The organism is Paenibacillus dendrobii (assembly GCF_009807035.1).
In the GTDB taxonomy this organism is placed as follows: Bacteria; Bacillota; Bacilli; order Paenibacillales; family Paenibacillaceae; genus Paenibacillus_AQ; species Paenibacillus_AQ dendrobii.
On sequence record NZ_WUBI01000004.1, the window covers coordinates 228,999 to 253,783 of the forward strand.

Genomic DNA, 24,785 nt, shown 5'->3' on the forward strand with positions numbered 1-24,785 from the left:
TTACTAAAGTCATATTCCGAATACTAACGAAAGTCATGCCAAACGGATGACTTTCGTGTCTTCAGACGGCTTCATGACTGCTCTACAATGGGAACTGTAAGCAAATGAATCCATGAGGAGAGTTATGATGATGACAAAAGAGATGTCCCCGAATAAAGCAGCCCTATCTTATATGTTAACAGTACTTACAGCCTCTTGGCTGATCACGATTATCCTGTTTATCAAGCCGGAGGTCGGCATCAAGACTTTTTCCATCATCATGTTTATCCCTGCGGTGGCTGCCATCGTATTTAGAAAAATGCAGGGAAGAAAGCTAAGAGACCGTCATCGCAAAATGAACGCAAAAGCACTGGGCTTTGGCATTCTGTATCCACTCCTTCTCATCGTGCTGTGCGCCGCGGCGTCCATTCTTTCAGGAACAGGTGCGTGGCATCCAGAGCAGCCGGTTGACTTGAAAAGCATCATTACGGTACTTGTGACGATCGTCGTCAACCTCATTGTGGTATGGGGTGAAGAGTATGGCTGGCGCGGCTATTTGCTTCCGGAGCTCACCAAGCATTACGGCAAATTGAAAGCGACCTTCTTCGTGGGCATCGTTTGGGCTTTATACCATATGCCTGCGGTTTTCCTTCTGGCCAAAGCCACAGGCATGAGCCATCCGTTGCTGCTATGCGCCATTCAAGCTTGCGTTGTGTTCGCGGTAAGCTTTCCATTCTCGTATTGTTACTACTTGTCAGGCAGCCTCATTCCCGTACTGTTCTTCCACTCCGTATGGAATGTGGTTAACACAAAGGTCTTGGGCGATATCTATACCAATACATCAGGCCTGCTTCAAGGCAATCTGTTCATAATGAATGGAGAAGGTGTCATGGGGCTTATTGTGTGTGGCGCGCTCATGGTGTGGTTCATTTGGAAGCTGAGACGTAATGGCGTGGAGCGGAAGACTATTGAATTGAGGTCGGTACACCAGTCGATTCAATAATAAAAAAGCTCAAGCATGCCGCGGAGAGGTCCGTGATTTGCTTGAGCTTTTTGACACTGTAGTTAACATTTTATTTCTTCAAGAGCAAATAGATAAAGTAAGGTGCACCGATCAGAGCGACCACAATTCCTGCTGCGAGGCCATCCGGATCGGCAACTTGGCGCCCGATGGTATCGGCAAGCACGAGCAGCCAGCCTCCAATCAGGATCGACACAGGAATGAACATCTGATTGCGGGGACCTACGAGTGCCTTCGCGATATGCGGAGCCATGAGGCCGATGAACGCAATGCCTCCTGTCACCGATACAGCGGATGCCGCCAGCGCAACTGCCGTTAGCAAGAGAACAATCCGCTCCTTGTTCAGCGATATGCCCACGCCGATGGCTACAGGCTCATTCAGGGACAGCAGATTCAGCCGATTGGCCTTGTACATGGTAAAAGGGATGAGAATGACAAGCCAAGGCAGAATCGCCCAAACGAAGGGCCAATCTGCGCCCCAAACGCTGCCAGCCAGCCATTTGGAGATAAAATTGACTTTCTCCCTTTCGGCGGAAGAAATAAGCACGACCATGACGCCGGAGAGAGCCATGGAGAATCCTACGCCCATGAGCACCATCTTCACCGGCTGCAAACCGGTTTTCCGGTTATAGGAAAATAAATAGATGAGACATGCGGTAATCACGGCTCCGCCGAATGCCATCAGCGGCAGCAGGTATATGAACGAACCGGCTTCAATCGGCGAGAACAGGAAGAACAAGGCTACCGCCACGCCAGCTCCGGAGTTAATGCCGACGATGCCGGGATCGGCCAGATCATTGCGGGTGATTCCCTGCAAAATCGAACCGGATAACGCAAGCGCCATACCAGCGAGCAGCGTAATGACGATCCGGGGCAGGCGCACCGAGAACAGCACGAAATTTTCCTTGAATGTTCCTTCCCCGAGCAGAGTCGGAATGAGCCGGTCAAACGACAGGGAGGAGTATCCCAGTCCCATGCTGATAACGACGGTTAGCACAATAAGTACAAACAGGATAAGCACAACGAGGCGCTGCTTCCTGATGAGAGATGGATGAATCATGAGAATGCTCTTCCCCCTTTACGCACAATGATCAGGAAGAAGGGAAGACCCAGAACGGCTACAATGGCCGCCACAGGTGCTTCGTAAGGGGCACTGATGGTCCGGGCCAGCGTGTCTGCGAGCATCATGAATGATGCACCGAAAATGGCTGACATCGGGATGGTGAAACGATAGTCCGTACCGACTACGGCACGTACGATATGCGGAATCATCAAGCCGATAAAGGTCAGACTGCCGACCAGCGCGACCGAAGCGCCTGCCAGCATAACGGTTACGACGAATAGAACGGCTTTGACACGGGCAGTCTTTTGACCGAGCCCAACAGCGACTTCCTCGCTAAGACTTAAGATCGTCAGCTGCTTGGAGAGCAAAATGGCGATGATAATGCCAATGACGATAAACGGTACGATGACCTTCAGCTGCTCCCAATTGGCCCCGATCAGGCCACCGGAGGTCCACATGGACACATCCTTCGAAATTTTGAAGCTAATGCCCACGCCATCGGCAACAGCGTACAGAAAAGCTGAGATGGCTGCGCCTGCCAGTACGATGCGCAGCGGGGAGAAGCCTCCCCTTTTCACTGCGCTGATCCCGAATACCAATCCGGCACCGACGGCAGCGCCGATAAAGCAAGCGATCATCAGGCCGAAATAATTGACGGAAGGGATAAAGGCAATCGTCACGGCCAGTGCCGCATTGGCGCCAGCCGTTAAACCGAGGAGTCCCGGATCAGCGAGCGGGTTACGGGTCATCCCCTGCATGATGGCTCCGGAGACCGCCAGTGCCGCTCCGACGAAAATGGCTGCAATTTCACGCGGCAATCGAATTTCGCGGATGACGGACAGTTTCTCGCCATGGCTGGTGCTTGTCAGTGCCGCCCATACATCCTGGACAGAGGTCTGAGCTGCTCCGAGTACCATGGCAAGCAAAAATATGATAACGAAGAGCAGTGCGGCGGCGAGTAATTTGAAAATAAAAGGGATGCGTTCAACCGTATTCTTCATACCGCGTTACTTCCCTAGAAAGCTTTGAATAAAGAAGTTCAGCTGATAATCAAGTGTCAAAGGGTCGTTAAAATAGAACGCTTTGGCATCAGCCACGTACATATGATTGTTTTTTACCGCAGGGATGTTTTTATAAGTCGCCGTTTCTTCAAAGGAATTATCGGCATCTTTATTTTTGCTGAAGATCACATAATCACCCGCAAATTCCGGCAACACTTCAGGAGAAAGCGCATAGTAGCCTTCTTTCAAAGCGGCATTTTTCACTTTTTCAGGCATTTTCAGCTTCATTTGTTGATACAGGATTTCGGTACCGCGTCCCCAGTTATCGCCGAAGACGTACAGTTGTTTGTCGAAGCTTTCGATGACGGAAACGGTAGCGTTTTCGCCAATTTTGGCTTTGATTTCATCGCCGGCCTTTTGAGTGCGTGCTTTGAAGTCATCCACCCAAGCCTGAGCTTCCTTTTCTTTGTTCAAAAGTTTGCCGATTTCCAGGTGCTGCGTCAGGTAGTCTACTTTTCCGTACGTAAAAGTAACCGTTGGAGCAATTTGTTTCAACTTGTCGATGTTTTTGATATTGGACAAGCCGATGATCAGGTCCGGATTCAGCTCAATGATTTTTTCCAGATTTTCATCGGAAACTTCCTGAACGTCCTTCAGTTTATCTTGGAAGTTCGGATTCATCTTCGACCAGGAGTCCACGCCCACCAGATTCACGCCTAAGGATAGAACATTGCCGGTAAACGAGGAGAGAACCACGACGCGCTTCGGATCGGCAGGGACCTCAACCGGGCCGCTCTCCGAGTGATACGTGATCGTTTGAGGTTTGGAACTCTCGGCGGCTGCGCTGCCTTCCACTTTATCGCCGGTCGGTTCGCTGACTTGCTTATTGCCGCAGGCGCTTAAGACCAGGATGAGACAGAGTAAGAGAGGGAAAAATGCTTTCTTCATGCTTATGAACTCCTTCAAGAGGTAAATTTTTCATTCAGATCAATGAACTGGGGATTTAGGTTGGAATTCTTTTATTTAATCAGATTATACGTAACGCACATCGGTTTATCCGTTCTTGGATCCCGTCCGATGGCGGCATCGATTTGGTACACCTGCTTCAAGACTTCGGGGCTGATCACTTCCTCGCCGCTGCCGGTTTTGACGATCTCTCCGTCCTTCAGGGCGATCAGATAATCAGCGAACCGCGCCGCTTGGTTAATATCATGCAGTACCATGACGATGGTCCGCTGCTGTTCGTGATTGAGCTTCTGCAAGAGCTCCAGTACCTCCAGCTGATGCGCCATATCGAGGTATGTAGTCGGTTCGTCAAGAAAAATGATATCCGTTTCCTGGGCAAGTGCCATGGCAATCCATACCCGCTGGCGTTGTCCGCCGGAGAGCGTATCCACGGAACGGAACTTGTAATCCTTCGTGCCCGTTTTTTCGAGCGCCCAGTCGATGACTTCATAATCCTTCGTTGTCAGACGACCAAAGCCTTTTTGATATGGAAAGCGTCCGTACGACACCAGTTCGCCTACCGTTAGCCCTGCAGCGCTTTCCGGTGTCTGCGGCAGAATGGCCATCTTTCTTGCGAGCTGTTTCGTATTTTCCTTGGCAATATTTTCACCGTCGAGAATAACCGCTCCGGCTTGATGCGGAATGATCCGTGTGATGGCTTTCAGCAACGTGGATTTACCGCATCCGTTAGAGCCGATGATCGCAGTGATCTTCTTGTCGGGAATGTTCACACTGAGATTCTTCACAATGGAGCGTTCGCCGTAACCAATATTCAATTCTGTTGTGTACAGCCGAACCATGTTTTGTCCCCCTATATATGGATAAAATTTTGTTGAAAATAACTATTGATAATGATTCTCAATATCGTTAAAAGAATAAGGTTATTTTGATGAGTTGTCAATAGAATCTTGAAATGGGAGGTGAAAACGTGTATATTTTTATTGAGAATGAGAATTGTTATCATTAATAATGATTTCTGAGGAGCGAGCGGAAATGGGCCAGGAAGAAATTTTCGATATGACTGTCATCGGCGGGGGTCCGGCTGGACTTTATTCCGCATTCTATAGTGGTCTGCGAGAGATGAAGACCAAAATTATTGAGTTTCAATCGGAGCTGGGCGGCAAAGTCCATGTATATCCGGAGAAAATGATCTGGGATGTCGGCGGCTTGACGCCGTTGCCCGGAGCGAAGCTCATCGAACAGCTGGTACAGCAAGGACTGACGTTTAACCCCGAGGTTGTCCTGAATGAGAAAATTGAAACCATTACGCGCCGGGAAGACGGAGTGTTCGAGCTGCACGGCACTTCGGGCCGCATGCATCTCTCCAAGACGGTTATCGTGGCTGTCGGCAGCGGTATTTTGAACCCGCAAAAGCTGGAGATCGAAGGCGCGAGCCGGTTTGAGGTCAGCAATCTGCACTATACCGTGAAGTCCTTGCGGCAGTTTAAGGATAAGACCGTGATCATTTCCGGCGGCGGCAATACGGCCATAGACTGGGCGAACGAGCTGGAACCCCTTGCGAAGAAGGTCTATATTACCTACCGCAAAGATGCGTTAGCCGGACACGAGGCGACCGTGGGACATCTGCTGAACAGCTCGGTGGAGTGCCTATTCCATACTTGTATTACCAAGCTGCACGCACGGGGCGACCACGAAGTCATAGAACGTGTCGAGCTTACCCATCAGCAGACCGGAGAGGTCATGGAACTGATGGTCGACGAGGTGGTTATCAATCACGGATATGAACGGGATACGACCCTGCTGCAGAACAGTACGCTTAAGATCGATATTGCGGAGCAGGATTACATAGCTGGTACGCCGAACAGTGAGTCTTCCGTTCCGGGGTTATATGCGGCGGGTGATATTCTGATGCATGAAGGCAAGCTGAATCTCATCGCGGGGGCTTTTCAAGATGCGGCCAATGCCGTTAACAAGGCGAAACAGTTCATTCAGCCGGATGCCGGTCAAATCGCGATGGTCTCTTCACATAATGAGGTGTTCAAGGATCGCAACAAAGAGCTCGTTAAAAAAATGATGAGCTGAACTTCTTCCTTGAAATATGCCATGACAATCACGGATACGAACCCCTCGAGAGAGGGGTTTTTTGATGTGGAAATAGATTTCGCCACATTAGAATCCGGAGAACTTGTAGCCGCGAAAATATCCCCATTGCGACAGTTTATGCCTCTCTTCGAACGCGTTCGCGTGTTGTTTTGCTAAAATAACTAAAAATTACTATTTTTTTAGGATTGTATATATAAAAAAGAGTGCAAAGTGAGTTAAAATAAGGAAAATAGGACCTTATATCAGAGCAAACACAATCGATATTAGGATTGGGAGATCATACGCTTGTACAACATAAGTAGTTCATATTTAGCAGGACCATACATCGATGTCAAACGAAGATGACAAGGGGAGAGCGTGTGATGGTGAAGGAGCAAACGAGGTATTCCCGGCTTGCAAACATTACAAAATTAATCAACACCAAACTGGAATTGCGAGAGGTACTGCAGCATGTAACGACGGCAATCTCGGAGGAAATTGTCCAATGTGATTCGGTGGGGATTTATTTGCCGCAGGGGGATGGCAACTTCAGAGGATATGTCGGCAAACCGGAAACCATTAACGGTATGACGTTGGACATGCACATTATTGATACCGAACGTGACCTGCTGGCCAAAGAAGTGATCGAAACGCAAAGAACGATCTACATTCCGGACACATCACAAGATGAGCGCCCTGACTCCTGGGCAATAGAGGGATTTGAGATCAAATCTCTGCTCGTTCTTCCTATCTCGTATGAGAAAGAACTGTTTGGACTCGTATTTTTATTTGATTACGGCATTCCGATGAACCTGACAGAATCGGAGATTCAAACGGTCGAGGCCTACGTTAATATGGCGGCTGTCGCCATCCGCAACGCCAACAATTTGACGCATAAGGAAAATCTGATTGCCGAAAAGCAGCTTCTGCTCGATGTGACACGCAACCTGTCGATGTGCTCTACCATGCAGCAAGGACTTGATACAAGCTTTTACTATATTGCAAAAGTACTGAACAACTATAATGTCGGCGCGCATTTGCTCGATCCGCTCGCAGGCAAGAGAATCAAACCGGCCAAGCTCAGCAAGGACAGCGACTGGACCGAGGAAGACTGGATGAGAACGCATCAAAAAATCAAAATCGATCCGGAAAATGATGCGGTCTTCCAGGAAGTAATACGCACGAAAAAGGTGATCATCATTCCGGATGTTTTCGAGGATGACAGACCCAATCATGAAGCTTGCCGCGATTTCGGGATCAAGGGGATGTTCATGTTCCCGCTTGTGTCCATGGGCGAGGTTCTCGGGGTCATCGCTGTCGTGAATCTGGGCGAGAAAATCACGTTATATTCCGAAGCGACCGTGCAGCTGTGTCAATCGATTGTCGAGGCAACGGCTTCAACGCTGTCCAATCTTCTTTACATGGAAAAGCAGGAAGTGATCATCGAAGAAAGAACCTCCGAAATTACCTTTAAGAATAAGGAGCTCGAACGGGTCGTTGCAGAGCTGAAGCACTTGAGCCGGGAGAAGGAATTGATTCTTAACTCAGCGGGCGAGGGGATTTTCGGTCTCGACTTGGAGGGCAATATTACGTTCTGCAATCCGGCAGGGGAATTCATGCTCGGCTACGAGGTGAAGGGCGAGCTGATCGGACAGCCCGGCAGCATTATTTTCAATGGCAAAAGACCGGATAAACAGCAGGAAAACTACGTTAATGAACGCAAGTGGAGCAACTGCCATACCGACGACCGCTTTTACCGCAAAGATAACTCCAGTTTTCCAGTGGAATATGTCATCTCTTCCATTAAAGAAGGCGAAGACATTGTGGGCGATGTGGTCACCTTCAAGGACATTACGCAGCGGAAGCAGATGGAAGAGGAAATCAAGTACCATGCTTATTTCGACAGCGTGACGGACTTGCCTAACCGGGTCTTACTCAAAGACAGGCTGAATCAGGGTATCAAGTATGCCCAAATGAATGGGGGAAAAGTAGCGCTCCTGTACCTGGATTTGGACCGTTTTAAATTCATCAATGACACGCTGGGTCATACCTACGGGGATTTACTGCTGCGTGATGTGGCCAAGCGCCTTAGCGCCTGCATTCCGAAGAGTGCCACGGTTTCGCGCCAAGGCGGGGACGAGTTTACTATCTTTTTACCGAACATTAAGAGCAGGAAAGAGATTCTGAAAGTCGTGAATCAGGTTGTTGCATCCTTCGCCGAGCCTTTTTACGTCAAGGATAACGAGGTATACATTAAAACGAGCATTGGCATCAGCCTTTTCCCCGACCACGGGGATACCAGCGAAAGCTTGATCAAAAATGCGGATACCGCCATGTATAAATCGAAGGAAATTTCCGGGAACAGCTATCATTTCTTCAGCTCGGGCATGGATACGCGCACCTTTGAAATCGTTAAATTCGAGAACGCATTATATAAAGCCCTCGATCAAAACGAACTGATCATATATTATCAGCCGCAGATCAACTATGAGACCAATACCATCGTCGGGGTGGAAGCCCTGTTACGCTGGAATCATCCAACCGAGGGTATGGTTTCACCGGATGAGTTTATTCCGATTGCAGAGGAGACGGGGCTGATCGTTCCCATTGGGGAGTGGGTCTTGAGAAATGCCTGCTCGCAGATTAAGGAATGGCATAAAATGGGCTTTCCCCGCATCAGCGTGTCGGTGAATTTGTCCGTGAGACAATTTGAGCAGGACAACTTATTCGGGATGGTCAAGAGTATTCTGAAGAAGACCGACTTGTCGCCTGAATATCTTCATCTGGAGGTCACCGAAAACCAGATTATCAAAAATTCCGACATTACCCTTAAAACGATGGAACAGCTCAAGGGTCTCGGCATCAGCATTGCCATTGATGATTTCGGTACAGGCTACTCTTCTCTGGGATATCTGAAGAACTTCCCTATCAGCACGCTGAAGATTGATAAATCCTTCGTGCAGGATATCATCCAGGACGATGACAATGCGGCTATTACCAACACGATCATTACGCTGGCCCAGAACCTGCACCTTGATGTCATTGCCGAAGGGGTCGAGACGAAGGAGCAGGCTGAATTTCTGGCTGCTCGCAGCTGCTATCTGATGCAGGGTTACTATTTCAGCCGTCCGATGAGGCCGGAAGATATCGCTGAATTATACCTATCCTGTGGAGTGAACTAGAGCCTACGGGCTTTGGTCACTCCGTTACTTCATAGATAAAAATGTATTTTTAGGAGGTTTCTTATGAAAGCAGCACGTGCAGTATTGGAGTACCTGAAAGGACAAGGCGTAAGACATATTTTTGGAATTCCGGCAGGTTCCGTCAATGTCCTGTTTGACCAATTGGTGGAGATGCCTGAAATCACGCCGGTTGTTACCAAGCATGAAGGGGCTGCGTCGTATATGGCGGCGGCCTATGCTAAATATTCGGGCCAGATGAGCGTAGTGATCGGCTGCAGCGGGCCAGGCGGAACGAATCTGGTCACAGGCGCGGCCAATGCCATGCGTGAACATCTGCCGGTTCTTTTCCTGACGGGTGCAGTTCCGGTAAACACGCTTGGGCTCAATGCGTCGCAGGAGCTGGATGCGGATCCTGTATTCCGTCCGATCACCAAATACAGCGTGATGGTAAGAGAATCAAAGGATCTGCTGGCTGAAGTCGTCAAAGCCGTTGAAATTGCGATTTCCGGCGTCCCTGGACCGGTACATGTCGCAATGCCGATCGATGTGCAGCAGGGTGAAGTGCAGCATGTCATCATTCCCGATCCACCGAAAAGAGCACCGATCGTCCCTGATTTGGGCGTCATCAAGCAGGTAGCGCTCGAACTGTCGCAACGCGAAAAAGGTTATATTTTTGTGGGACAAGGCGTTAGATATTCGGTTGACCAGGTCCTCGAGGTAGCGGAAGTGCTGAACTGGCCTATTTTGACTTCGCCGCAGGCCAAAGGATTCATTCCTGAAGAGCATTCGCTTCATGCAGGCGTCTTCGGCTTTGCCGGCCATGAAGGAGCATCATCGCTAATCAATGAAGGCGACGGGCAAGCGCTTCTGATTCTGGGTTCGAGCTTGGGTGAGACTGCGACAAACAACTGGAATGCGAATCTAACGAAGAACCGGTTCTGCGTTCAGATGGACTTTGACGAAACGGTATTTGGCCGGAAATATGAGATCGACATTCCGGTTCTGGGCGATATCAACCTGAGTCTGATGTTCCTGATGGAGGAGCTGAAGGCACTGGGACTGCCCCGTGACGGAGCGAAGGCATTGGAGAAGCCGCAAGGCTATAAAGTCACGGAGGAATACAATACGCAAAACGTGCTTAAAAACCTGCAAAAGCATTTGCCTGCGGATACGCGCTACACCGTGGACATCGGCGAGTTCATGTCTTATGTGATCCATTACATGAACGTGCTGGACTATAATACGTTTGATATCAACGTGCATTTCGGTGCAATGGGCAGCGGCATTGGCTCGGCCATCGGTTCGAAGCTTGCTGAACCGGACCGTCCGGTCGTATGCATCACAGGCGATGGCTGCTTCTTCATGCACGGTATGGAGATTCTGACGGCGAAGGAGTATAACTTGCCGATCCTGTTTGTGATTATGAACAATGCACGCCTTGGCATGGTTTACCATGGCCATGAGCTGCAGTATAAACGCTCGCATGCCTCCTTTGGACAAAAGGAAATCAGCATCGCGGCCATGGCTGCCGCGATGGATATCCCGAGCTTCCGCGTGGAAGAGCTTGACGATCTGACCCAGGATTCCGTACGCAACCTGCTGAACACAGGCGGCCCGGCGGTTCTGGAGATCGCGCTGGTGGATAACAATACGCCTCCGATGGGAGACCGCGTGAAATTCTTGTCTTCCTTCGGTAAGTAAGCGAACTAAAGGGCCCTGATCGTCTTAGATCAGAGCCCTTTTTTTGATTCCGCCCAGCCTGATTTACAAATGAGAGCAGGAGCTGCGGATGGTTGCCATAATAGCTCCCATGGTCTGCCCCTTAAAGGCATCCGGAACGGCTTGACCTTCAGCGTCTGCATAGTAAAAACCGTTCGTTTCTTCATCGATATGATAGCCAAGGCTATTCAGAGCCTGCTGCAGGTCTTCGGGCAGGCCAGCCATTCCCGTTTTCTCCAGAAAATATGCAGTCGGGTACACTTTGACATCTACATCACCTTCGCCGGTATAGACTACAAAGAGATCATGGTCCTGTTGTACGATCCACTGGCCTTTGGAGAATAGCGAAATCCGTGCCTTCTCCAGTGAAGAAATGGCGTCGAGATTCACGCCGAACAACTGATTCAGCATGATGCGAATTTCGGGGCCTGTTCTCAGTTTGCCATGGGCGGCAAGCTGGGAGTCCAGCACGTGACGGGGCAGCATGCTGCTGAAGGAAGACGCTTTGGTGCCGATCTCTGTCTGCGTATCCTGGGCAGCAGCCAAAGCTTCCTTCTCAGCTTCCGTTAACAGAGAGGCGTTATCCAGATCGATTTCGAATATCTGAAGAACAATTTTATGAATGACCTCGCCGGTCACTTCACCTTGAAAAGAATGGAGACAGGCGTCCATGAGCTGGGCCTTGTTCATTTGGCTTCGCCGTTCATGAAGTTCAGCCGGACTGGCTTCCGGCATATCTGCGGTTAAGGACTTATTGATGCAATCGGTAATAAAAGAAAGGGCATGGTCTGCATTTCCTTGATTCATAGAACCTCCGCAATTGTTAAAGTTATCCATATGATGGTTTGATTTCATTATAGCTTACTCCGCCATAGCCACAACAGAATTCTTGCCTCAACTGCAGATTCATGCATACTGACGGTTGTTGAAGATACATTTTACTCTTATAATATGGTAATACGGTAGTAAGATAAAGCGATAATATAATAAATTGACATTTAGAGGAGCGCATCATGAAACGAATAGCAGTCATAGGCAGCAGCGGCGGCAATTTATATAATTTGGGAGGTAAGGATCCAGACAAGCTGATGGGCGAAATTGCAGCCCAATGTGATAGTGCCGGGGTTCGAATCTGCGGTGTGCAATTCATTGCGGCATCGGAATCGATGGATACGGCAAAAGACGTAACGGCGGCGGTTCTATATGAATGGAGCCCTGAGGAATCCCGGTTGATGAAGCGTGCCAAGGGTTCCTTAAAGGAAGTGAACCAAGCGGCGGCGGAAATGGATATGCAGATGGCTGACCTGATTCGGTCGGAACAGATTGACGGCTTGATCGTCATGAGCGCGGATCCCGAAGAGGCCAATCGGCTGACGATCGAGGCAGCGGCAGAACGAAGAATTCCTGTGGTCGGAACAGGCGGCACCTCAATGGCCATGATCAGCTCCAAGGGAGCGAATGTGATCGCCACCTCCGGAACAACCGGAACGACGAACCGGACCCGCGCAGTGTCGTTCATCACTTCGCTGTGCAAGCACTGGGGCATGAAATATGTGCCGGTACTTGGCAGCCCGGGGAGTTCGAAGCTTCCCTCTTCCGGTAAACCGTGGCGGAGAATCAATCTGAAAGGGATTATGCAGTCATCGCTGCCGGGCTTTATTGCGATGGCCATTGTGCTTGCGCTCAGCCAGATTCCGGCACTCAAAGGCTTAAGCGAAGTCTTCGATATCATGCTGAAGGCCCTTCCGGTTGTGCTGGCTGTCATCGCCGCCAAGCAGATTTCTGACATGGACGAGGTTTCGATAGTTGCAGGGGTCATCGCTGGTGCCCTGTCTATCAACGGCGGCATTATCGGGGGCATACTCGGCGGGATCGGGGCCGGACTGCTCGTACAGCTCCTGTTCGTCCAATGCGTGCGCTGGCGGTTTCCGATGACGACCGTGAACATCGTGGCCGGCGGGTTCGCCGGGCTGATATCCGGGCTTATCATGTATTATTTAATCGCTCCGTTTGCGCTGCAAGCCGGGGAATTCATCAAGTACCTCATTAATCTGGCGATTTCTTTTAACCCGATCGTGGCTGGCGTGATTGGCGGTCTTCTGATCTGGCCGGCCATTCTTGGCGGCGTGTATCATGCGGCGATTTTACCGATCGTCCTGCTCGAGATGGAAAAGACGGGCAACAGCTTCCTGGGTGCCATTGATATGGTCGGACTTGTCATGGTATCGGCAGGTATAACGCTTGCTAACCTGATTGCTCCACGCGATAAGGGCGAGGCGGCTGTGGCAGCGCCGGGCTTCCTGATCAATATGGGCTTCGGCACGTTCGTGGAGGCAGCCTACCCGTTCATGTTCTCGAATAAATGGGTATTCGCGGGAGCGATCTTTTCCGCAGGCGTTGGCGGCGGATTGGTTGGCGTATTTAATGTCCGGGGCACTGCGTATGTCCCGTCCTTTATGGGTCCCCTGCTCTCGAATAACGTCATGGGCTTCACCCTTTCGATGGCGGTGGCTTTGCTGCTGGCATTCCTTGTAACCCTGGTGGCCAACAAGGCGACGAGAAACCGGAAGCAGGCAGAGCAAAGCGTATCCGTCCAGCAATCCGCTTGATAGTTACAACATACACATAACGTAAAAAGACCCGCACAGCCTTGTCATTAGGCTGAAAAGCGGGTCTTTTTTGTGACTTTTGGCATGGCAGCTGTCCTTTTTCCACCGCCTGTCAGAACATCCGGAGAATATCTGCCAGGCGATTGAGGATATGATTAACGCAGCAGCTCCTCAGCCAGCAAATATCCGGAGGTGGCGTTCAGGCCGCCGCCCGGCCAGGTGGAAGCACCAACAATATACAGACCGTTCAACGGCGTTTTGTAGCGGGACCAGCCCGGGAATGGACGGAACAGGAAGTTCTGGTCCAGGTGATGGCTTCCGGCCACGCTGTCCCCGCCGACGAGATTCGGATTGGCTTTTTCCAGGTCCTCCGGTGAGTATACGGTGCGGTCAAGCAGCACCTGCCGCAGATTCGGAGCGTATTCCTCCAGCTTTTTCAGAACGCGTTCGGCATAAGGTTCTTTCATATCCGACCAGGAACCGATGGCGATCTCGTTCAAGGAATCCCCTTTCGGCTTGGAAGGCAGGGCCCGTACCTGAATCCACAGGGTATGTTTGCCCTCCGGTGCGCGGGAAGGATCGAATGCGGTTTGCTGGCCAACAACGAGCATCGGACTTGCAGGGAGAATACCGTTGATGGCATCCGTATAGGTTTGCGAAACGTTATGAACATACGGACCGATATGCACATAGGCGAATTTCGAGAAATCCTCGCCGGCTCTCCACTGCAGCGGGCCATCCAGCGCAAGATGAACCATCATCGTACCGGGACCGAAACGAAATGACTTGGATTTCTGCACATATGTCGATGGCAGATGGATCGGGTCCAGCAGCTTGGTGACAAGCTGAGTTGGCGTTACGTTGGCAATGACGCCACTCGCTGCGTACAGTTGTTGTCCGTTGGCCAGCTGAACGCCCGCAGCTTTATTGTTCTGGACCAGTACTTTATCTACAGCGTGACTGACCATCACCTTGCCGCCAAGCTCTTCCAATGTTTTGACCATGCTGTCGATCAGGTTGCTGATGCCGCCTTTGACAATGGCCATTCCGTTCATATGATCAAGCGGCGGTTCGACGAACGGAAACTGCGCGCCGCCGGATACATCGGGTCCGAAGTCCAGGTGAAACGCCCATGGAATGAAGAGGGCCTGAACCTTTTCCGATTCGAACCAGTGCTCCGCGAATTGGCGAGGGCTCTTCAGAATGAGATCTCCGAGTTCCATCAGCTTGCGGTACCCGAGACCGCGAACCATGCCGTACAGCGATTTCACCGCTTGCAGGGAAGGCATCGGCTGCTGCAGCAGAGGCAAGAAATAAGGAGAAGTTTCATTGAATACCTTCAGGAGTTCTTTCCAGGCTTCTGCATCCTTCGGGGATTGACGCTCGAACTGTTCGATCGTACGTTGTTCGTCTTTGTATACGCCGATTCCGTCGCCATCCGGGAACACGCTGGAGAAGGGTTGATCGGACACGGCAATGTCAAAGCCGTTCCGGTGCAGATCCTGCTTACATTCCTGGTAGATTTGCGAACCGACAAACAGGCCGATGTTCGTGGCGTACAGGTCATGCACGAAGCCCGGCCGCGTGATTTGACCGCTCTTGGCTGCTCCGCCGGCTTGATCCGCTTGCTCTAGCACCAGCACTTTCTTGCCGGCTTTCGCCAGTTTTAAAGCACAGGCAAGCCCGTTATGTCCAGCCCCAATGACAATATAATCCGCATCATTCATGTACCATAACCTCGCTTTCTTGCAGCTGAAATTATTTTAGTCTTAAGAAATAGGCATATGAATATTATAACCAATATCTAGATGGGTGCCGCTCCTTTTCGTGCTTCATTTTCAGGATGACCAACATCATTTCATTTTAGGCATGATGCGATGGGAATTCGGTAGTCAAAGGGAAGAGGCCTAAAGACAACTGCTTACCTGGATTTATCTGCTTACAATCTCCTAACTTCTTGCGCTATCCCACTCTGTATACCAGTCCTGCACTTTGCCGCTGATACTGCTGCCCAGTTCACCTTCAATTCGGGCTGCCAGCAGCCGGTATTGCTCCTGAACCCCCTCCTTATCACCTATTTCCCGGTACAGCTTCATGAGTGTAAGGCAGCATTCCTCATCGTAAGGAAACAGCTGCTGAACGCGCAAATTGAGGCGAACCGCTTCGCCCGTAAGCTGATGCAGTTCATAAAAAGCGCTTAAACTCCGGGCCGTCCGCAGCCATAACCCGCGCAGATGCTCCCGTTCCGGTTCTGCCCATACATAGTCGTATTCAGCCAAGTAGTCGCCTTTGTACATATCCAGCGTCAATTCGTAGTTAGATGCATTGATCACATTCAGCGGGCCAAGCTTTAGCACCTGTGTTTTCCATTCTTCCGTGTCCAAACGCAGATCCCCGAATGTCAGTCGGTAGCCGGTCTCAAAGCTTCCGCTTGAAATGGTGATATGATCGAGTCCATTGTTCTTCAACGTTTGGCGAATATGGTACACCGTCGTGTACAAATACTGCAGCGCCCGGGGAGTATCATATTCAGGCCACAGCATCTCAAGCAGGGTCTCCTTGTCCACAATGCGGCCGCGGTGATGCAGCATGAAGGCAAACAGCTCCTGGGCCTTGCCTGTGCGCCATTTCAAGGGTTGGGGTGGTTCGCCTGCTGGTTGGTACTGCAATTGGTTAAAACAGCATAGAAGAGCCTGTCCGGTATCTGCCTCCATGCGCTTGTTTTCACTCTCCCGGAAGCGCTCAAGCGTCTTCTGCAACCGTTTCGGATTCGGCGGCTTGAGGATGTAATCCAGCGCATTCATTTCAAAGGCTTCAACGGCATAGCGGTCGTAACCCGTGACAAATACGATTTTTAATGAAGGAATCGACTCCTGCAGCAGATCCCCCAGCTTCAAACCGTCAATGCCAGGCATATGTATATCGAGAAAAATAAGATCCGGTTGCAGCTCACGGGCTTCTTCCAAGGCCTGCACCGGGTTGGTATAAGCTCCAACGACGGTTACGCCGCCGACTTTTTTCTCCAGCATCTGCTGGAGCAGTTCCAGCGCCAGTCGCTCGTCATCGACAAGAATGGCTCTCATGACACCACCTGCAATTTCTCCGAGTATTTACCTTATTATAACATCCCGGAGACAAGGCTTACACCTTGAGGAATTGCCGATTAGAGGACATAAAATGGACCCGGTATGTGGGGCTTGTGGATATAAATGTTTAATGATATGGCAGAGGAAAATTTTGTGACTTTGCGTTTGTATATTTTTTGTATATGTTGAATTGATATGCTGTGTCTGAATGGGTAGAAGGTTGCATGAAGTTTTACATAAAGGAGCAAGGATGATGCAAGTGAGTAAAGTGAAAAGACCTGGGAGAAAAGCGTTTACACTCCTGCTTTTGGCACTGGTATTTACTTTTTTGCCCGGTTGTGGACTGTTCGGCGGTGAAAAAGGTGAAATCGGGACTGACAAGCAGCCCCAGGTTCAGCAGCCGGTCACGAAATTTACAGGAGCCAAGAGCCGGGCGATTTCTTATGTATATACCACGAAAAGGGAACTGGCGCTGACATTTAACGGAATGGCGGATCGCGGCACGATGACCAAACTGCTGGACGAGCTGGACCGGTACCGGATCAAGGCGACCTTTTTCCTGCCGGGCATGAGAGTGGCGGAAGAGCCTGATATTGCACAGGATATCAAGTCCAGGGGACACGAGATCGAGAACAACACGCTGAATGGCCTGGATCTGAGCAAGCTTACCTATGATCAGATGTATAAAGAGATTCGCCTTGCGAATCAGGTCATTGAAAAAGAAACCGGAGCCGCACCGCGATACGTGAGGACGAAAACGGGAACCTATAATGACGACATTCGGCTGGCAGCCGCACATAACGGGCAGAGTGCGGTGATATCCTACAGTCTTTTTTTGCATAACTGGAATCAGGAGACAGAACTTCAGAAAAAGCAATATATTCGAAAATACATCAACCGCGGCGGCATTATCACGCTCGACATCGAGGAAAACAAGCAGCTGGAGGAAAATATCTCCCTTATTGCAGCCGCTGCCAAGGACGTCGGCTACACTTTCGTGCCGCTAAGCAATCTGGTCGCGGAGGGCAGCGAGCGGAAGCCGCTCGAGGAAATTGCAGGGTATGATGCAGCCAAACCGAATGCGGATTATCACCAAGTCCCTTACAACCTGATCTATAGAAAGGAAACCCCGCGCAAAGAAATCGCGCTGTCCTTCGATGATTGGGGCACGGATTATACCATTACCCATATTCTCGACATCTTGGACAAGTATCAGATCAAGGCTTCCTTTTTCCTGCGGGCGGATGGTGTAGAGAAGAATCCGAATCTGGCAAGAGCCATCGCGGAGGCTGGGCATGATGTGGGCAACCATACGTACAGCCACCCCGTATTGGACACCCAAACCGCGGAGCAGCTTCAAAATGAGGTGGTGAAGGCGCATCAAGTGATCACGGAAGCCATTCAGCAGAAGCCCGCGATGATTTTCAGGCCGCCGACCGGAGAAATCAACGAGGCCGAAGCGCGCATGATTTCGGCTGCCGGTTACCATACGATTGCGGATTTTGACGTGGACCCGAACGATTGGAACCGGAGCCGAACCGCGGATCAAATCGTAAAGACCATTACGGAACAGACTCGAAGCGGGAGCATCATTTTGCTCCATATGCTGGATGATCTACACACCATCGAAGCGCTGCCCGAAGCCATTGAGAAGCTGAAAGGCAAAGGTTATACATTCGTCAGGGTCAGCGATTTGTTGAACCCGTAGAAGCCAGTTAGGAAGCGAAGGAGATAGAGAGATGAGTTCAACCATGTTGGAGGATATTGCGAATCGGCGGACGGCCATCGCAGTGATTGGTCTTGGGTATGTGGGCTTGCCGATTGCGGTTGCTTTTGCCAAGCAGGTTCGGGTCATTGGATTTGACGTGAACGAGCGGAAGATCAGCCGTTATCGAAGCGGCAATGATGTTACCGGCGAATTGGGGAATGGGGTAATCGGGAACTGCGCCGTCGAATTCACCTCGGATGCGGATCAGCTCGGAGAGGCCGGATTCTTTATTATTGCGGTCCCAACTCCAGTGCAGAGCGGCAATGTTCCCGATCTTAAATATGTAGAAAGCGCAAGTAAGATCGTCGGGCAGAAACTGGCCAAGGGTTCTGTTGTCGTGTTCGAATCGACGGTGTATCCCGGCGTTACCGAGGATATCTGCATTCCTATTCTGGAGGCTGAGTCGGGGCTGCGCTGCGGCGAGGATTTCAAAGTGGGCTACTCGCCGGAACGCATCAATCCCGGAGATCAGGTTCATCGGCTGGATAATATCGTGAAGATCGTTTCCGGCATTGACTCAGAGGCACTTGATATCATTGCCGGCGTATACGGGCTTGTGATTGAAGCGGGCGTACACCGCGCGGCAAGCATCAAGGTTGCCGAAGCAGCCAAAGTCATCGAGAATGCGCAGCGGGACATCAATATCGCATTCATGAATGAGCTGTCCATGCTGTTCCATCAGATGGGCATCGATACGCAGGAGGTTCTGGAGGCCGCAGGGACCAAGTGGAACTTCCTGCGCTTCACACCAGGACTTGTAGGCGGGCACTGCATCGGCATTGATCCTTATTACTTGACCTATAAGGCGGAGGATACCGGATACCGGTCCCGGATTATTCTGGCTGGACGTCATATTAACGACGGAATGGGATCATATGTGGCCCAGCAGATCATTAAACTTCTCGTGAAACAGAAGCTGGACTTGAACCACTCCCGAATCGGCCTGTTTGGCCTTGCCTATAAAGAGAACTGTGCCGATATAAGGAACACGAAGGTTACCGATATCCTTGAGGAGCTTCAGGAGTATGGCGTATGCCCAATCATCACCGATCCTTATGTGGACCGCCAAGAAGCTTACGATGAGTATGGATTGGAACTGTCCGATTTGTCCGAAATGCGGGATTTGGACGTGCTGATCGTAGCCGTTCCGCATCGGGAGTTTGCCCAGATGAGCTTTTCCGATATCGACCGGATGTTCAGCGGGAAACAGCCCAAAGTGATGGTGGATTTAAAAGGAGTCTACAGCAAGGCCGAATTCGAGAATGAAGGCTACTATTACTGGAGGCTATAATTCATAGATTGGAGAAGGGCGCCAGTGCTTGGAAGAAAAAAGAAAGTTATTGAAGAGGTATTGACTTCTCCGCGCGCCGACCGTCGCATTTTGCCCGACGTGCCTGATCCCGAGCAAATCCGGACCAGCCCGGACCGCCGGGGAATGAAGGAGATGGATCAGGAGCAAACGGATCAGGATCCCGATCTGGTATCGAAGCTCAGGCTGCTCAGTTTGCGCTATGAGGCTGATTTTGAGGTTCGGATGACGGCGAAGGGACAGCGGAAAAAAGGAATGCTTAAGGGACACGCCGTGGATATATCCTCCACCGGCATTCTGGTTCGAATGACTGGAGCGGAGGTTCCGTTCAAACCCGGTGATGCGGTGCATATCCGGTTCCATATTCCGCCTGGAACCATGCCGGAAGGCTTCGAATCGGCCGTGAAAACCGATGCGATAGCCATTCGTCTCTTTACGGAGGAGCAGAACGGCTGCGAACAGCAGATGATCGCATTTGAATTCGAAAAGCCGCTGACGGTCTATTTTCAAAAGAAGCGTTGGGGATATTCCGTGTACACCGCGAGCGCGTTGCTGTTTGCCTCGGTACTGTTCATTATGCTGCTGCGTGCGGAAAGCATCATCTATTTTAAATATAATTTGCTATTGTACTTATACAGCCTGATTGCGGCGGCATTTTTGCTGACGCGGTATTTTTTCGGGGCGCTCTACCGTGATGTTCCGGTCAATCCGGAATATACGCCGGGCGTATCGATCATTATCCCCTGCTTCAACGAGGAGGAGTGGATTCACCGCACGGTGCTCAGCTGCATGAACCAGAATTATCCGGTGGACAAGCTGGAAGTGATTGTGGTGGATGACCGGTCAACCGACCGCTCCGTAGAGCAGATTCAGAAAACCATCGATCTGGTTCATCGCGAGGCAGACCGCTACAAGACGAAGGAGCGTCTGCGAATGCATGTACTTCCTGAAAACGGCGGTAAACGGGTTGCATTGGTGGAAGGGGTAAAAATGGCTAAACATGACCTAGTCGTGTTCGTGGATTCAGACAGCTTTCTCGATCACCAGGCCATCAAGAATCTGGTCCAGCCGTTTCAAGACCCGCAAATGGGCGGGGTGGCAGGACGTACGGACGTGGAGAACAAATATACCAACTCCGTGACCAAGCTGCAAACCGTCAGGTATTATATTGCATTCCGGATCATGAAGGCTGCCGAGTCGTGGTTTGACAGCGTGACCTGTCTTTCCGGGCCTCTGTCCTGTTACCGGAAGGAACTGATCGTGCAGCACTCGGAGGCGTGGCTGAACCAGAAATTCCTGGGACAACCGGCCACCTTCGGCGATGACCGCAGCATGACGAATTATATTCTGAAGACCCATCGTACGGGTTACCAGGATCGCGCCATTTGTTCGACGATTGTTCCATCGGATATGGGCGTGTTCCTGAAGCAGCAGATGCGCTGGAAGCGTTCCTGGCTGCGGGAGTCGCTTCGGGCGGGGGGATTTATCTGGCATAAGGAGCCCTTCATGGCGCTGTTCTTCTATATCGGGCTGATCGTACCGATTGCCGCGCCCGTTATCGTGCTCTACAATCTCGTATACGTTCCGGCAGTGCATCACATCTTTCCGACGACATTCCTGATGGGGCTGCTGATGATGGCCATGCTCATGAGCTTGGCGCATCTGTTGTTCCGTAAGAGCAGGCTGTGGATATTCGGACTGGTGTTCTGTGTCTTCTACGAGCTGGTGCTGCTGTGGCAGATGCCTGTAGCCTGGGTGACCTTTTGGAAGTCAACGTGGGGTACGCGGGAAACGCCGCAGGATATTGAAGCACGCAACCGGAAAAAGGCAAGGAAGCAGAGAAAGAAGCACAAGCACAAGGACCGTAACATCGATCTGCCGTTCTAGTCCCGTGCAAGCTGAAACTATAGAGTGAGGTTGGCCGAAATGAACAATGGAAAGCGGAGAACCGCCCTGGACTACCAGCGCAAAAACCGCCGGAAGCGGATCAAGACGGTGGCGCAGCTGGCGATATTGCTGGTTGTGGTCATCCTGCTGGTCCAGACGATTTTTAATACGAGGCATTATGCAGAACCGTCCAAGGAGAACTGGACGAACCATAACGGCTTCATCGCCTTGTCTTATTTTGGCGTGGATCGTGCCGGCACCCCGAAGCTGGTAGCCAAAAAGCAGCTGGAGCAGCAGCTGGGAACGCTGTACGATCAAGGCTATCGTACGATTTCCCAGCAGGATGTCCTGGATTTTTATGAGAAAGGCAAGCCGCTGCCGGATAAAGCCTTGTTCCTTTCCTTCGAGGATGGGCGCAATGATTCCGAATTATTTGCCCAGCCGCTGCTGGAAAAGTACAATTTCAAGGCTACGTTCCTCTCCTATGCGAACAAAATGGGAGACAGCGACGGCAAATTCGTCCAACCCAAGGAAATGCTGAAAATGATGCGGACCGGCTATTGGGAGCTGGGCACAAACGGATACCGCTTGTCTTATATCAACATATTTGATCGGGATGGCCGCTATCTCGGGCAGAAGACCGAAAACGAAATGCGCAATAAAAAGAATATCGCGTACTATAATCATTACCTGATGGATTTCATCCGCGATGAGAATATGATACCGCTCGAAGACCGTAACCAGATGGATGCCCGCATTCAGGGGGATTACGATCAAATGAAGTCCGTTTACACGGCAAAGCTGGGTTTCGTGCCTCCAGTGTATATGATCATGCATGCCAACACGCTGTATGGAAGCATGAACCGGTTGGTGGCTGAAGCCAATGATGAAAATATTCATAAGCTGTTCAGCATGCATTTCAACCGGGATGGCAATATGTATAACGACAGCAAGAAGAATCTGTATGATCTGACGCGGGTACAGCCGGAGCCTTATTGGTATACGAATCACCTGCTGATGAAGGTGGAAAGGGACGCCGGGCAGCAGATGGAGTATATTAAAGGGGACGAAAAAAGGGCGAGCCAGTGGCAGCAGATCAGCGGCGCGACTGAGTATTTGGAAAATAAAATTGCCTTGACCTCAACGCCTGCCGGGGAGGGGAAAATCTTACTGAAGGATAGCATGCAAAGCCCGGATCTTCGGCTCAGCGTGAAGCTGACCGGCAACGTGGTGGGTAAACAAATGGTGTACGTCCGCGACGATGAGCAGAAGCAGTCGTTTATCCGCATCGTGCTGGACAATAACGAGCTCCGCGTTGAACAGAAGAAAGCGGGACAAGCCGTGGAGATTCTGCAGAAGCGCAAGCTCGATACCGTGCAGTGGCGAGCAACGGACCTGACGCTGGATAAGGCGGGCGTGTACTCGGAGCAGGTGGCGACTGCAGGGCTAAAGACTTCTGAGGATGAGTACCCGGTTAATGTCGGCCAGACCCGCAATCTGGAAGTAACGATTCAGGGCAGCAAGCTGGATGTGAACGTGGACGGCGAGCCGTTGTTTGTGCAGCAGTCCGTCGACGCCTCTATCCAGACAGGAGGCGCAGCCCTGGGTTCGGAATTCAATAAGCAGAACACCAAGGACGATATTTATGACGGCGTTTTTGAGAGCTTGAAAATCGAAGCCTTGAAGGATAAGAACGATGGCGGCAAGTTACTGTGGAGCAGCCGCTCTACGGGCATGAAGGGCATCGTGGTAAAGGTTCAAAACATAATCAATGCTTCCATCGATTGGGCAATCGATACTTTCTGAGGAATCAGAGGTGAAGGGAAGAGTGAAAGGTGTCTAAACCAATGCAAACGAATAAATGGTTGGTTGTCTTATCCATCACGATCATTTCAGCAATAACCGCCATTTACATGGGAGTTAAGGAGCAGTTTCATCTGGATGAGACACGGCCTGTGGCCCCCTTACAGAAGGAGCTATCCTCCTGGGTGGTGGATTGGCAGTGGAAATCGGGGCTGGAGGATTTCCGGAGGATGTCAAGCGGCCTTGGAAGTCTGCAGCTTTTTGCGGTGTACTTTGACGAAGCGGACGTTTTGTATATGACGGAAGACATGAAGAAAGCCTTTCCGTCCATGCTGCAGGCCGCGCAGGATGCTTCCATCAGCAAGGTCTACTTGACGCTGGTGAATGACCGTTATCTCCAGGATGGAACCGAGGTACAGAAGGACCCGGATCTGCTTACGCGCCTGCTGGGTTCGGAAGCGGCTAGGAGCAAGCATATCGGAGAGATTCTAAGTTTGATGTCGCAATATCATATCCAAGGTGTGGAGATTGATTACGAAAAGGTCAAGGACAGTGACTGGAGCAAGGTTACGGCTTTTTATAAGGAACTGTACGAGGCTCTGCACCAGCAGGGGAAATCTTTACGGATTGTCCTGGAGTCAAGGGCGCCAATAGAGCAACTGGATTTGCCAACGGGACCGGAATACGTCATGATGGCCTATAACCTGTACGGAACGCACAGCGATCCCGGTCCGAAGGCTGATTACACGTTTCTGGATAAGCTTGCACGCCGGATGAACCATCTGCCGGGAGACAACGTCATCGCCATTTCGGCGGGAGGTTTCGATTGGAGCGGGCAGGGGAAGGTCACGGCGGTGACGGAGAAAAGGGCTGTAGAGCTGGCCCTTCAGGCGGTTGCTTCGCCGGAGCGGGATACCGCAAGCGGAAGCCTTCACTTTGAGTATGTAGATGACAAAGGGGAGAAGCATACCGTGTGGTATGCAGATGATTCCACCTTGATCGGATGGCTGGATACCCTCCGACGGGACGGTTATGGCAAAGCAGCCATCTGGCGTCTGGGTGAACTGAGCGAGAACTCGCTTGCTAAGCTGAAGAGCTGGCATGAGGATCATTAAACAGAATGGAATGAGGATGGGCCCCTGGTGAGGGCGCATCCTTTTTTACATATTTCAGGGTCATCCCAGTCCGAAAATCCTGTTTTTTGCAGGCTTGCTATCCATTTTGGATTTTGGGTCGACTTCATTGACAAATCCAAAGAGAGAACGTATATTCACTAAAAACAATGAGCAGCGTTTCCGATAAGCCGGCGT

17 protein-coding genes are annotated in these 24,785 nt (G+C 50.8%); 10 read left to right on the plus strand and 7 right to left on the minus strand.

Annotated features, from left to right (window positions below):
* Positions 1 to 130 precede the first annotated feature (130 nt).
* The gene (locus GRF59_RS22375; RefSeq protein ID WP_202128811.1) at positions 131 to 982 is read left to right on the plus strand and encodes a CPBP family intramembrane glutamic endopeptidase; all 852 of its coding nucleotides are present in this window, start codon (positions 131 to 133) and stop codon (positions 980 to 982) included.
* Between the two features lie 70 nt (positions 983 to 1,052).
* Here the strand turns inward: GRF59_RS22375 and GRF59_RS22380 are convergent, their stop codons facing one another.
* The 4 genes from GRF59_RS22380 to GRF59_RS22395 form a co-directional block, all read right to left on the minus strand.
* Positions 1,053 to 2,060 (minus strand): FecCD family ABC transporter permease, encoded by a 1,008-nt coding sequence (locus GRF59_RS22380; protein ID WP_160499940.1) that lies wholly within the window; start codon positions 2,058 to 2,060, stop codon positions 1,053 to 1,055.
* Positions 2,057 to 3,064 carry a FecCD family ABC transporter permease gene (locus tag GRF59_RS22385; protein ID WP_160499941.1) on the minus strand — a complete coding sequence of 336 codons (1,008 nt, stop codon included), beginning with the start codon at positions 3,062 to 3,064 and terminating at the stop codon, positions 2,057 to 2,059. The genes GRF59_RS22380 and GRF59_RS22385 overlap by 4 nt, the downstream gene beginning before the upstream one ends.
* A 6-nt stretch (positions 3,065 to 3,070) precedes the next feature.
* Entirely contained in the window at positions 3,071 to 4,012 is a 942-nt protein-coding gene (locus GRF59_RS22390) for an iron-hydroxamate ABC transporter substrate-binding protein (RefSeq protein WP_160499942.1), read from the minus strand.
* Between the two features lie 71 nt (positions 4,013 to 4,083).
* The gene (locus GRF59_RS22395) at positions 4,084 to 4,869 is read right to left on the minus strand and encodes an ABC transporter ATP-binding protein (RefSeq protein WP_160499943.1); all 786 of its coding nucleotides are present in this window, start codon (positions 4,867 to 4,869) and stop codon (positions 4,084 to 4,086) included.
* A 193-nt stretch (positions 4,870 to 5,062) separates the two neighbouring features.
* Here GRF59_RS22395 and GRF59_RS22400 point away from each other — a divergent pair, with 193 nt between their 5' ends.
* The 3 genes from GRF59_RS22400 to GRF59_RS22410 all read left to right on the plus strand — a co-directional run bounded on the left by GRF59_RS22400 (position 5,063) and on the right by GRF59_RS22410 (position 10,995).
* Entirely contained in the window at positions 5,063 to 6,112 is a 1,050-nt protein-coding gene (locus GRF59_RS22400; RefSeq protein ID WP_160499944.1) for an NAD(P)/FAD-dependent oxidoreductase, read from the plus strand.
* Positions 6,113 to 6,495: 383 nt separating this feature from the next.
* Positions 6,496 to 9,294, plus strand: coding sequence for a bifunctional diguanylate cyclase/phosphodiesterase (locus GRF59_RS22405; protein WP_160499945.1), 2,799 nt, complete (start codon positions 6,496 to 6,498; stop codon positions 9,292 to 9,294).
* A 63-nt stretch (positions 9,295 to 9,357) separates the two neighbouring features.
* Entirely contained in the window at positions 9,358 to 10,995 is a 1,638-nt protein-coding gene (locus GRF59_RS22410; RefSeq protein WP_160499946.1) for a thiamine pyrophosphate-binding protein, read from the plus strand.
* A 63-nt stretch (positions 10,996 to 11,058) separates the two neighbouring features.
* On the opposite strand, the gene GRF59_RS22415 is transcribed toward GRF59_RS22410, so the two are convergent.
* Entirely contained in the window at positions 11,059 to 11,820 is a 762-nt protein-coding gene (locus tag GRF59_RS22415) for a hypothetical protein (RefSeq protein WP_237391979.1), read from the minus strand.
* A gap of 206 nt (positions 11,821 to 12,026) precedes the next feature.
* Here GRF59_RS22415 and GRF59_RS22420 point away from each other — a divergent pair, with 206 nt between their 5' ends.
* Positions 12,027 to 13,622, plus strand: coding sequence for a PTS sugar transporter (locus GRF59_RS22420; protein WP_160499947.1), 1,596 nt, complete (start codon positions 12,027 to 12,029; stop codon positions 13,620 to 13,622).
* A gap of 155 nt (positions 13,623 to 13,777) precedes the next feature.
* On the opposite strand, the gene GRF59_RS22425 is transcribed toward GRF59_RS22420, so the two are convergent.
* Positions 13,778 to 15,349 carry a phytoene desaturase family protein gene (locus tag GRF59_RS22425; protein ID WP_160499948.1) on the minus strand — a complete coding sequence of 524 codons (1,572 nt, stop codon included), beginning with the start codon at positions 15,347 to 15,349 and terminating at the stop codon, positions 13,778 to 13,780.
* Positions 15,350 to 15,571: 222 nt separating this feature from the next.
* A complete protein-coding gene (locus GRF59_RS22430) occupies positions 15,572 to 16,705 on the minus strand; it encodes a response regulator (protein WP_160499949.1) in 1,134 nt (377 codons plus the stop codon).
* A gap of 253 nt (positions 16,706 to 16,958) precedes the next feature.
* Here GRF59_RS22430 and GRF59_RS22435 point away from each other — a divergent pair, with 253 nt between their 5' ends.
* The 5 genes from GRF59_RS22435 to GRF59_RS22455 are packed head-to-tail and all read left to right on the plus strand — an operon-like array spanning position 16,959 to position 24,590.
* Positions 16,959 to 18,416, plus strand: a complete 1,458-nt coding sequence (locus tag GRF59_RS22435) for a polysaccharide deacetylase family protein (protein ID WP_423802975.1) — start codon at positions 16,959 to 16,961, stop codon at positions 18,414 to 18,416.
* Between the two features lie 31 nt (positions 18,417 to 18,447).
* Positions 18,448 to 19,767 carry a nucleotide sugar dehydrogenase gene (locus tag GRF59_RS22440; protein WP_237391980.1) on the plus strand — a complete coding sequence of 440 codons (1,320 nt, stop codon included), beginning with the start codon at positions 18,448 to 18,450 and terminating at the stop codon, positions 19,765 to 19,767.
* 24 nt (positions 19,768 to 19,791) lie between these two features.
* Positions 19,792 to 21,672: a glycosyltransferase gene (locus GRF59_RS22445; protein WP_160499951.1), complete on the plus strand. Its 1,881-nt coding sequence runs from the start codon at positions 19,792 to 19,794 to the stop codon at positions 21,670 to 21,672.
* Positions 21,673 to 21,711: 39 nt separating this feature from the next.
* Complete coding sequence (locus GRF59_RS22450) at positions 21,712 to 23,478, plus strand: polysaccharide deacetylase family protein (RefSeq protein WP_160499952.1); 1,767 nt, start codon at positions 21,712 to 21,714, stop codon at positions 23,476 to 23,478.
* A 29-nt stretch (positions 23,479 to 23,507) separates the two neighbouring features.
* Positions 23,508 to 24,590, plus strand: coding sequence for a glycosyl hydrolase family 18 protein (locus tag GRF59_RS22455; protein ID WP_341480123.1), 1,083 nt, complete (start codon positions 23,508 to 23,510; stop codon positions 24,588 to 24,590).
* The last annotated feature ends 195 nt before the right edge of the window (positions 24,591 to 24,785 follow it).